4 protein-coding genes and 1 pseudogene are annotated in these 11388 nt (G+C 41.1%); 3 read left to right on the top strand and 2 right to left on the bottom strand.

Annotated elements, in window-relative coordinates; all coding sequences use genetic code 11:
- Window positions 1-249: pseudogene (locus RG963_RS15275) on the top strand (hypothetical protein); the annotation flags it as partial.
- 197 nt (window positions 250-446) lie between these two features.
- Window positions 447-3209, top strand: coding sequence for a DEAD/DEAH box helicase (locus RG963_RS15270; RefSeq protein ID WP_310577138.1), 2763 nt, complete (start codon window positions 447-449; stop codon window positions 3207-3209).
- A gap of 168 nt (window positions 3210-3377) precedes the next feature.
- On the opposite strand, the gene RG963_RS15265 is transcribed toward RG963_RS15270, so the two are convergent.
- Together RG963_RS15265 and RG963_RS15260 are read right to left on the bottom strand one after the other, a co-directional pair.
- Window positions 3378-6263: a NosD domain-containing protein gene (locus RG963_RS15265; protein WP_310577137.1), complete on the bottom strand. Its 2886-nt coding sequence runs from the start codon at window positions 6261-6263 to the stop codon at window positions 3378-3380.
- 302 nt (window positions 6264-6565) lie between these two features.
- Entirely contained in the window at window positions 6566-9082 is a 2517-nt protein-coding gene (locus tag RG963_RS15260; RefSeq protein ID WP_310577136.1) for a NosD domain-containing protein, read from the bottom strand.
- Between the two features lie 715 nt (window positions 9083-9797).
- On the opposite strand from RG963_RS15260, the gene RG963_RS15255 reads away from it, so the two are divergent.
- On the top strand, window positions 9798-11291 hold the full coding sequence (locus RG963_RS15255; RefSeq protein ID WP_310577135.1) for an NAD(P)/FAD-dependent oxidoreductase: 1494 nt from the start codon (window positions 9798-9800) through the stop codon (window positions 11289-11291).
- Window positions 11292-11388: the final 97 nt, after the last annotated feature.

Here is an 11388-nt window from a genome sequence, read left to right as displayed (position 1 = left end):
CTTGTCCCATATCTGAATGGACAAAGAAAAGAAGAAATTCTGGAAGAATCCCTGAAATTAGCTTCCAATCTTAAAGATAAAGACATGAGGCCCGAAGCCCTTTCATTTATCCTTCCATATCTTGACGAATCCAGACAAAAAGAAATTTTTGAAAAAGCCTTTAATCTGGCATGCGGGATTCAATCCGAGTATAGGAGGACACAGGCTCTTTCCTCGCTTGCTCCTTATCTTGATGAACCGGGAAAATAAAAAATTGGGGGAAAATCGGGTCGTGTCCATGAGTTATTTCTCAACCGAAAAAACAAGTACATCCCTCGTTTTTTGAAAGATATAGAGATTCTTGTGCTTAAGGTTTTCAAGAACCCACGTCCATTACCCGAGATATTATTACGGAAAAATCGAGGATCAAAATATAAACCAATCAGTAGGGGACCAAAAAATAAAGTATGAATAAAAAACGGAGCCAAGAAATGAACATCTTCAGCCTGCTGAATGAAATAAAAACATCCAGTCGCTATGAAAACCAGATCGTCCATATAGAGGAAATTCCTGCCAGGGAAGCCCTTTATGCACCCCTTAAACTAAAAAAACAGGTAAAAGTTGCCCTTTCACGAGCGGGAATCGAAGATCTGTACTCGCACCAGGCGGAAACCATAGAAAAAATCAGAGAAGGAAAAGACATTGTGCTCTGCACGACCACAGCAAGCGGAAAGTCACTCACGTACATGGCCCCTATTTTTGAAGCTGTCCTGGAAAATCCTGAAGCAACTGCTCTTTATATTTCTCCTTTAAATGCTCTTGTAAATGACCAGTTAAAGTCCTTTCTTGAATTCGAAGAGGTGCTGAAATCAGGTGCAGGCATAGCCCGTTACACAGGCGCCCTGAACGAGGCTCAGAAAAGAAAGGTGAGAGAAGGGCAGACCAATGTGATTTTAACAAATCCTGAAATGATCCACATGAGTTTTCTTGCCTGGCACCACCTCTGGAAGCGCTTTTTTTCAAACCTCAAATTCATAGTCGTTGACGAGAGCCATTACTACAGGGGAGTTATAGGGAGCAATATGGCAAACCTGCTCAGGCGGCTTTTGCGCGTGGCTGAATATTATGGAGCGGCGCCACAGTTCATTTGCTGTTCTGCAACTATCGGAAACCCCGAAGACCATACGGAGACCCTGATTGGGCGGAAAGCAGAGGTAGTCGAGAATAACGGCTCCTCGCAGGGCAGCCAGAGGTTTGTATTCTGGAACCCACCCCTTTATCTGAACAAGAAGGGCTGTACTTTAAGGAGAAGTAGCTTTGCCGAAGCTTCCTCCCTTTTTACAAGGTCTGTACGGGCAGGACTTCAGACTCTAGTCTTTACCCGATCCAGGCAGGGGGTTGAACGGATGTATAAAAGCTGCAGAGAGCTTTTGAGGGACAGAAATCTCTTTCCTGCGATCTGCTCGTACAGGAGCGGATATTTTGACAGAGAAAGGGAAGAAATCGAAAGGAAAATGAATTCAGGGGAACTCAGGGGGGTTATTTCCACAAATGCGCTCGAACTCGGGATAGATATAGGAGGGCTTGATGCCTGTATTCTGGACGGCTATCCGGGAACAGTCATGAGCGCAAGGCAGCAGGCAGGAAGGGCAGGTCGGAGCGGAAACGAAAGCCTTGTTGTGCTGGTAGCAGGCACAAACGCCCTTGACCAGTATTATATGAGAAACCCTGCCGACTTTTTTGCCAGAAGTAGTGAAAACGCAGTCCTTAATCCCAAAAACCCGTATATACTGACAGGGCACCTGCTTTGTGCAGCAAAAGAAATTCCTCTACGGACTTCCGATGAGAAATATTTTGGAAAGGGCTATCCAAGAGTTGTGGAACTTCTGGAAGCTGAAGGTCTGCTTACAGGGGACGGGCTGAAATATTCCACGGATTCATTTCCGTACAAACACGTCTCTCTCCGGGGAATAGACAATAATACTTACTCTCTTCTTGCTTTTGAAGGGGAAAAGAGCTTCCCTATCGAAAAGGACATCGAAGAAACCCTGACTTTTCGGGAGTGTCATCCTGGTGCTATCTATATGCACAGGGGAGAATCCTACTACATAAACAGGATCGACCATGAAAAGAAGGAGATCCATGCCGTAAAAACGCATGACACCTATTATACGAAACCCATGATCGACTCTTCAGTACGTGTGCAGGAGACCTATGCAGTAAAATCTCTTCTGCACGCTCCTGAAGTTGAAGTCGGGCTTGGGGAAGTAGAAGTAACGGATAGGGTAATCGGGTACAGGAAAATCCAGACTCAGAGCAACGATACCATGAGTATCCACGACCTTGAGATGCCTCCAGTCACCCTTCAGACAATGGCTCTCTGGCTGAAGCTTCCTAACAGGTTACAGGAGATGATAGGAGAGCATAAACTGGATTTTGCGGGCGGGATTCATGCAGTAGAGCATGCGATGATTTCCATGTATCCTCTTCACCTGTTAGTGGACAGGAGCGACGTGGGTGGGGTTTCCACTCCATCCCACCCTGACCTTGGAGACAAAAGCGGGATATTCATTTATGACGGGCATAGGGGAGGAGTCGGATATGCTGAGAAAGGATACGATCTGATAGAACAGGTGCTTGACGGAACCTTAAAAGCAATCGAAAGCTGCCCCTGTGAAAGCGGCTGCCCAAGCTGCATCCAGTCCCCCAAGTGCGGAAACAATAACGAACCCCTCGACAAACATGCTGCAATCATGCTCCTGCACGAAATTCTGGGAAAAGCCCCTTATGTCCCGACTGAGAAAAAAGAAAAGCACCTATCCGAAGTCCGAGCTTCCGGAGCAGCTCCCGAAAAACGAGACACTGGAGACGCTCTAGATAGGGTCAGGCGCCAGCTAAGGCGGGAAACCATAAAACAGGAACCTTCAGCAGCACAGGAAAAAAAGGAAAAAACCTTCATTGCCACGGACGAAAACGGTGGAATGATAGGAGTAGTATCAGCCCCTGCCCCCGAAAAGGCTGCAGCAAAAACGTTTCACCAGAAATTCAGAGGAAAAAAAGAGCCTATAAAAGAGAAACCCCTTGAAATCCGTATTAGGGACCTTGGAGCAGGCAGTGATTATAACTTCCGGCTCTGGATTGAAATTTCCGAAAATAAAGAGAATGAATCCGATAATGAAAAGGATGGAAATAAGGTTTTGAAGAGATTGATTATCAGGAAAGTCAACTGAAAAATAACAGACCTGATAATGGTTCTCAAATCTGGCCAGCAAGACTAAGGATTTGTTTTATCAGAAGGATTCTCTTTTTCAGATTTGATCCATTGCTTCCGATTTACCCCTTAGCCTTGACTCTTTGACTGATTTTCGGTTTTTCACTTACTTTTCAATTTAAGATATTCATTTACTTTTGGAGACTGTGATATATCCAGGAATGATCCAGGTGTTGCTGCCGTTTTCATTCGTTACTGTAAGGCTTACGTCGTAACTTCCCGGTTCAGTAAATGTATGAGTTGAGTTTAAGGCATGTTTTGAGTTAATACCGTCTCCGAAGTCCCAGTGCCAGAAAATCGGTGCACCTGTACTGTTGCCAGTAAACAGTACTCTTAAAGGTGCGTTTCCTGATGTTATATTCGCAAAAAAGTCAGCAACTGGTGTCTTTATTGATGGCTCTATTCCCGAGACAGTACACGTGTAAATATCTCCACTTATTATGTCAGGAACAGCATCCAGCGTATATTCGTTACGCCGATCCGTCCAAACTATCCTGTCACCATAGATTGCAGGGTCTGACTGCTCTGAATTGTTTGAAGTAATCTGAACTTCCGTATGAGTAGAAAGATCGTACATGTAAATATCGGCATTTCTATTGCGACCGTCTACCCATACTATTCTGTCACCATAGATAGCATGGTTCCCCTGATAGCCTTTACTAGTAGTGATTTGAGTTTCCTTAGAAGTTGAAAGATCATACATATAAAGATTCCAGCCTCCGTTACGAGAATCCCACCACACTATTTTGTCCTCATAAATAGCAGGAGAATACTGACCTGAGTCGTCAGCAGTAATCCGGGTTTCCGTGGAGGTTGAGAGATCGTACATGTAGATGTCGGTAAGGTTATAGTCTTCTCCATTGCGAGAATCCTGCCACACTATTCTGTCCCCATAGATAGCAGGATGATCCTGATTCGATTCATCTGCGGTTATCCGTGTTTCCCTGTCCGTTGAGAGATTATACATGTAAATATCTCCATTTCCATTGCGAGCATCCGTCCAGACTACCCTGTCCCCATAAATAGCAGGATCAGATGCACTTGCACTTTTTGTAATCTGAGTTTCTTTAGAAGTAGACAGATTATAGACACGAATACCGGAGTTTTCCCATGTTCCATTGTTATTACGATGCGCCTTCCAAACTATTCTATCATCATAGATTACAGGCCGTATATCATAATCATAATGTGAAACCTCGGTAGAGATTTGAGTTTCCCTGGAAGTAGAGAGGTCGTAAATGTAAATATTATAATATTCCCATCTGTTGCGATTATCTAAAAATACTATTTTATCGCCGTAAATAGCAGGCTTTACCTGATTTGATTTGTTTGTGGTGATCTGAGTCTCCCTGAGAATGTATTGAGGCCTATTGGATGCTGTTACCGGATATAACTTCGAGGAAGTGCCGTTTGCATTGCTTACTGTCAAATTAACAGTATAGGTACCGGATACAGGGTATACGTGAACTGGTACTTTATCGGTAGAGTCAATGATTCCATCATTCTCGAAGTCCCAGGTCCTGAATGTTGCATTTTGCGAAAAGTCTGTAAACAGAACAGAAAGTGGTACATAACCACCGGTTGTATTGGCACGGAAATCTGCAACAGGAAACACTGACTGCCGAGCTCTGGACATAGAGACGAGAGGAAGGTAATCAATATCATACGCACTGACCATATAGATAGAGTCCCCAATTCCATCTAAATCCCAGTCGTTGCAGGTTTGAGAGAATCCGGTTCCGTCAGGTTTTACCCAGAGATTTCCACCAAAGTAAGATCCACCTGCAATGTTATTACCTGAGGTTTTTGTAGTATTCAAGGCAACAGAAATTTTTCTGGAACTAATGTTTGTTGCCTTTGCGACATAATAATTGCCTGTATAATTGCCTGTATCGTTAAAGAAATTGTTTGTATTATTGAACATATTATTGTAGAACCGATTATTTCCATCATATGACATTAGATAGTAAACGTGGTTGATATATACTCCATACTGCTCGTTTAGCTCCACCCTGTTATTGGTTACCAGATTCCCAGAAGAATCATCTTCGAATGATATTCCTATGTTGTTGTTTGAAATCGTGTTGTTTAAGAGTGAACTACCTCCTGTCTGGTCAATGGTAGTGCCGCCAACCAGTATCCCAATATTGTTTTTTGAAATTGTGTTATTTAAAAATAAGTTGTCTCCTGAGTCAACATAAATTCCTTTGTCATTAAACATCAGAGTATTATTGTAAACTATGTTAGACCACGATAATCGGGTTAGAAAGATACCATTAGTACAGTTTACAACCGTATTGTTTTCTATTTTACTAGAAGAAGATTCAGAAAATAAAATTCCGTAACCGTTATACATCCCATTTGAAACATAATTGCCGAGAATTGTATAGCCAGAACCTTCGCCTACTCCTATGCCACCCTTCAGAAGGGTATTGTTTAGCAGAACACACTGAAATTGTCCGTGAGAAACATCAATATTCCCGTTAATAATTAGATTGTCAGAAACTGTAAAATCAGAATCCCCTTCAGGGCCCAGTATAAAAATACCTGAGCTTAAGATTACGTTTTTCTCAATAGTGGAATTGTAACACTCATCAGCCCCAATACCCGATCCCAGAATGTTATTCTTAACAGTACAATTTTCAATTTTATCATACCAAGCGTCATTTACAGGACTTTGTAAATTTAACTGTTCTTGTATGCTAAGTCCGCTTACAGTAGTGTTATTAGCACTTACATTGAAAGCCCGAACAGTAGTATCCTCAGGATTTTCAGACTTAGAACAGATGCTTATGTTCTGTGTCTCTATATCCACACTTTCATTATAGAAACCCGGATAAACTAGAATCAGATCTCCTGATAACGAATTGTTTATAGCTTCCTGAATCGATTGGAAATCTGCACCTGAACCACTATTATCTACAGTGATCTCCCTGGCGGATGCAGGGTTATAAATTGCAATTATAAAAAAGACAGCAACCGCTAAAAGAATGGTTAATTTATTTACCCACACCTGTACTTCACCCCTTTAAAATCAGAAATATCGAATTATAAAACCCTATAAAACCCTAAAAATTTCAGCTATTTAAGAGTCAATAAACATTATCTTAGGAGCTTTATATAATCTTAATCTTTTCTTCAAGAAAAGTAAAGCAGGTTGAGAAATTATCTTACATTTAAGCGGTTAAAGACATTAGTTTTGTATTTTAACAGCCTTTACTCCTTGTTTCTGCATTATTCTCTGCATTATTTAAAGGAAATAACGTTAAAGGTTTGTTTATGATACTGCTGTTGACTTTCACGATTGAGATTGTTTCAAGAAGTTGGGGATATAGGTAAGCCTGCAACAGTTTGTTTTTCCTCTTGTTCCGAGATAATGCACATATAGATATCGGTATTTCCATTGCGTCGATCCTCCCACACTATTTTGTTCCCATAAATAGTTGGAGAACTTGCTGATCCACAAGTGGTTATCTGAGTTTCCTTAGAAGTAGAGAGATCGTACATGTAGATATCTGAGTTCTCTATGTATTCCTTATCGTTGCGATTATCCTGCCATACTATTCTGTCTCCGTAGATAGCAGGATCGAATGCTAATCCACTGGTGGTTATATGGATCTCCTTGGCAGTAGATAGATCATACATATAGATATCCTTGTTTCCATTGCGATAGTCTTCCCAGACAATCCTGTCTCCGTAGATTGCAGGAAATTGCTGATAGGATTCATCTGTGATTATCTGAGTTTCGTTTTCAGTCGAAAGATCATACATAAAGATCTTAGAAGATCCATTGGCAGTTGGGCGACTCTCCCACACTATTCTGTTTTCATAGATAGCAGGCTGATTAGAGGCTGATTTATTGTTTGTTATCCGAACTTGCTTTGAGCTGGAGATATCATACATATATATACAATCTCCATTACATTCACCCTGCCAGACAATCTTATCACCGTAGATAACAGGATATATTCCCAATTCATTCGAAATCAGAGTTTTGGTAGAAGTTGAGAGATTGTACAGGTTTATTTTCCCGGATTCCCGCCACACAACCCTGTCATCATAGATAGTAGGGAAAAATTCGGGGTAAAGTTCGGAATTGTTGCTGCTGACAATGGGAGTTTCCGAAGAAGTGTATATATCGTATAGATGTACAGTATAAGTTCCATTATGATTACCCTGCCATACTATTTTGTCCCCGTAGATGGCAGGTTTTATCTCATCTGATTCATTGGCGGTAATCTGAAATTCAGTTAGGATAAGTTTGCCTTCCAGACGCTGTGCAGGAGATGCTGTTACTGTAGATGATTTTGAGTCCATGCCTTTTGTATTGTTTACTGTCAGGTTAATGGTATAGTTTCCAGGATAGGTATATGCATAAACTGGAGTGCTCGCTGTAGAGTCAGGAATTCCATCATTGCTGAAATCCCATACTACTGCTGTTGCATTTTTCGAAAAGTCTGTAAACTTGACAGCAAGTGGGACAAGAGTATGTGTAATATTGGTACTGAAATTTGCAACGGGGATTATTGTTTCTTTTGATCTGGATGAAGATACAAGAGGGAAATAATCAGTATCATTATCGGTTATATTGTAAGGCAGGTCACCAATTCCGTTCCCATCCGAATCAGCGCAGATTTGAGAAAATCCGGTTCCATCGGGCTTTGCCCATAAATTTCCACCAAGGTAAGGGCCACCTAAAATGTTAGTGCCTGAGGTTTTTGTAGTATTCCAAGAAACAGTAAATATCCCGGCGCCATTGTTTATTGCTTCTGTAGTATAATGGCTGCTTGTGTCGTTAAAAAGGTTGACTGTATTATTGAAAATATTGTTCTGGAATTGGTTCGTTCTATTATGCGGTAGCTCATAGCTGACTTCGTTGAGATATACTCCATATTTCTTGTTTAGCTCCACTTTATTATTTGCAACCAAATTATTCGAAGAATCTCCTCCCATCCATATCCCAATATTGTTGTTTGAAATGGTGTTATTTAAGAGCGAATTTCCTCCTCCTCCCGAGCCTTTGATCCAAATTCCTTTATCACTACAAGTCGTCAGGGTGTTATTGTTAATTATATTCTGTGATGAAAGAAATTCCATAGAGATGCCGTTACTACAATTCACAACCGTATTATTTTCGATTTCATTGGAATAAGATTCCCAGAGGCCAATTCCAGAACATCGTAGACTGTTTGAAATATAATTCCCAAGAATTTTGTGATTATCGCATTCAGTCAACCTTATACTACCGTTTAAAAGAGTATTATTAAGCAAAGTACAATTATCTGGCCCTTGATAAATATCAATACCTCCGTTAAAAATTAGATTGTCAGAGATTGTAAAATTAGCTTCGTCAAAGCTATTTAGACTGATACCTGAGTTTAAAATCACATTTCTTTCAATAGTGGAATTGTAACATTCATTAATATCAATACCCGATTTCAAAGTGTTATTTTTAACAGTACAGTTTTCAACTGGATAGTTATAATAGGCACCACTTCCCTGTAAAGCTAAAACTTCCTCTATACTGAATCCGCTTATAATAGTGTTATTCGCGCTTATATTAAAAGCCCGAACAGTAGTATCCTCAGGATCTTCAGAGTCCGAAAAGATGCTTATGTTCTGTATCTCTATATCCACACTTTCATTATAACTTCCTGGAGAAACTAAAACAACATCTCCAGGAGATGAACTATTTACAGCTTCCTGAATCGATTGGAAATCTGCACCTGAACCATTGTCGTCTACCATAATCTCCTTGGCAGATGCAGGGCTATGGGCAGCAATCAAAAGAAAGATAGCAGCCACTAAAAAAATGGTTGATTTATTTACCACACCTGTTACTCCCCCCTTTTAACCAGAAATATCACATTAATAAGATATCAGGCCCTCAAAAAGAATGTGTGATTAAGGTTTAATAGAATTTCTTTTCGGCATTATATAATTTTGATTGCTTTCTCAATAAAAATACAGCAGGTTATAGGGTTATTACAATTTAAAAGGCCATAAATTTCTGAATTTTCTTTTTAATGCATTTCAGACCTTAAATTCTCTAATCTGGTACTTGGCCCAAATATACATTTATTTCAAGTTCTATTTTAAACGAAATGGAAGTTTTTTATACGGACAGTTTCATACCTGATTATGGTAGGGGAAAATTGCTTGAAGGGAAGAATTGTTTGAGTGGAAGAATTGTTTGCGAAGATTACCTCTGTCGCAGGCTTTTGTTTATCTTTCATAACTTATGTTTTCCAGTTTCCTTTGATTCAGGACATCTATACATGTAAAGAAAAAATTTAATGTATGGGTGAAACTAAGAGTGCTTTTGCAGCATAAAAATCACGTAGAAAGCGATTAAGGGGTTAATTAAGCGTTTTACTTGAAATTTGAGGGTTTAAAACGAGAGTTTTGAACAGATTTTTTTCAAAATTGTTTACAGCTTCCAGAGATTTCAATTCCTGAAAATGGAAATTCTGAAACTGGAGATTCTTAAGAGTGGAAATTTCAGATTATTCGAAAGTGATTACAGGGATTATAAAAGGTGCTACGCATGGATAATAAAGATAAATTTTCGGAGAGAGGGGAGATAAATTCTGACTATGATGTCATAATTATAGGAGCAGGACCCGCAGGAATGTTTGCAGCCTACGAACTTGCTGAGGATCGGCTGCTTAAAATCCTTATTGTGGACATGGGAAAGGATATCGAGAAACGCCTGTGCCCAATGAAAACCCAGACTTACTGCATGCACTGCAAGCCCTGCGATATTATGTGCGGGGTAGGAGGCTGCGGGACTTTTTCTGACGGAACATTAAACTTGCGGCCTGATATTGGAGGAGACCTGGCAGCTCTGACAGGAGACCAGACCGAAGCCTGGGAGCTCGTGGAAAGAGTGGATAAGGTATTCATGAAATTCGGGGCACCTCAAGGAGCCCTGCTTACAGAAGGCCTGGACATCGAAGATCTGAAACGGAGGGCTGCAGCCGTCGGAGCCCGCTTCATTGAAATTAAGCAGCGGCATATAGGTTCGGATAACGCTCCTGCAGTTATAGGACGCTTTAAACAGGACCTTGTTAACAAAGGTGTGGATTTTCTACTTGAAACCGAGGTAAAGGACCTGCTGATCGAAGAAGGAACCTCCAGAGGTATTATACTCTCTGGCGGGAGTGCAGTCCGTGCCGGTTATGTGCTGCTGTCTCCAGGGAGACGGGGCTGCAATTGGGTTTCGGATATGATTGAAAAACACGGAATAGAAGCAAGGTACGGCGGAATTGACATAGGGGTAAGGGTAGAAGTCCCTGCAATCGTTATGGACCCCGTGACAAAAATCAACCGCGACCCCAAGTTCCATATCCAGAGCCAACGTTATGACGACTTCGTGCGGACCTTCTGCACAAATATGCGCGGTTTTGTTGTAAAGGAGGAGTATGAAAGCTTTATAGCAACCAACGGTCATTCCATGGCAAACACGGAATCCGAAAATACCAATTTCGCCTTTCTTGTTCGAATCGAGCTTACCGAGCCCATGGAAAACACCACCAAATATGCCCGTTCAATTGCAAAGCTCGCAACCACTATAGGAGGGGGAAAGCCTGTTCTGCAGCGCATGGGAGATTTGAGGCGCGGCCGCCGTTCTACGAAAGAACGCATTGCTAAAAACCTTGTTGTAAATACGCTCAAAGATGTTACACCCGGCGACATTTCAATGGCACTGCCTCATAGGATAGTTATGGACATAATCGAAGGGCTTGAGATCTTAAATAAGATCATTCCAGGCGTTACTTCAGATTCGACCTTATTGTACGCCCCTGAGGTCAAATTCTACGCAATGCACCTGAAAGTCAACAGGCAAATGGAAACCAGCATCAAAAATCTCTTTGCGGCAGGAGACGGGGCAGGGCTTTCAAGGGATATAGTCAACGCTGCCGCTACAGGGATTATGGCAGCTGAAGGAATAATTAAAAAGGAGAAAATGGAGGAAAGAGCAAAGGAAGAAACAAAGGAAGAAACAAAAGAGAGACAAAAGAGGGACAAAAGAGGATAAAGTAAGTAAGGCAAAAATATCTATGAAAGTCTATCTGCACTTTGAAATTCGAAACTTATATCTTATTTTCTGAGATTTGTATAGTTCATTCAGTAAT

Origin of the sequence: Methanosarcina baikalica, assembly GCF_031461075.1 — an archaeon.
In the GTDB taxonomy this organism is placed as follows: Archaea; Halobacteriota; Methanosarcinia; order Methanosarcinales; family Methanosarcinaceae; genus Methanosarcina; species Methanosarcina baikalica.
The sequence above is the reverse complement of the archived record's forward strand: the minus strand, read 5'-3'. Positions and strand labels throughout refer to the sequence as shown.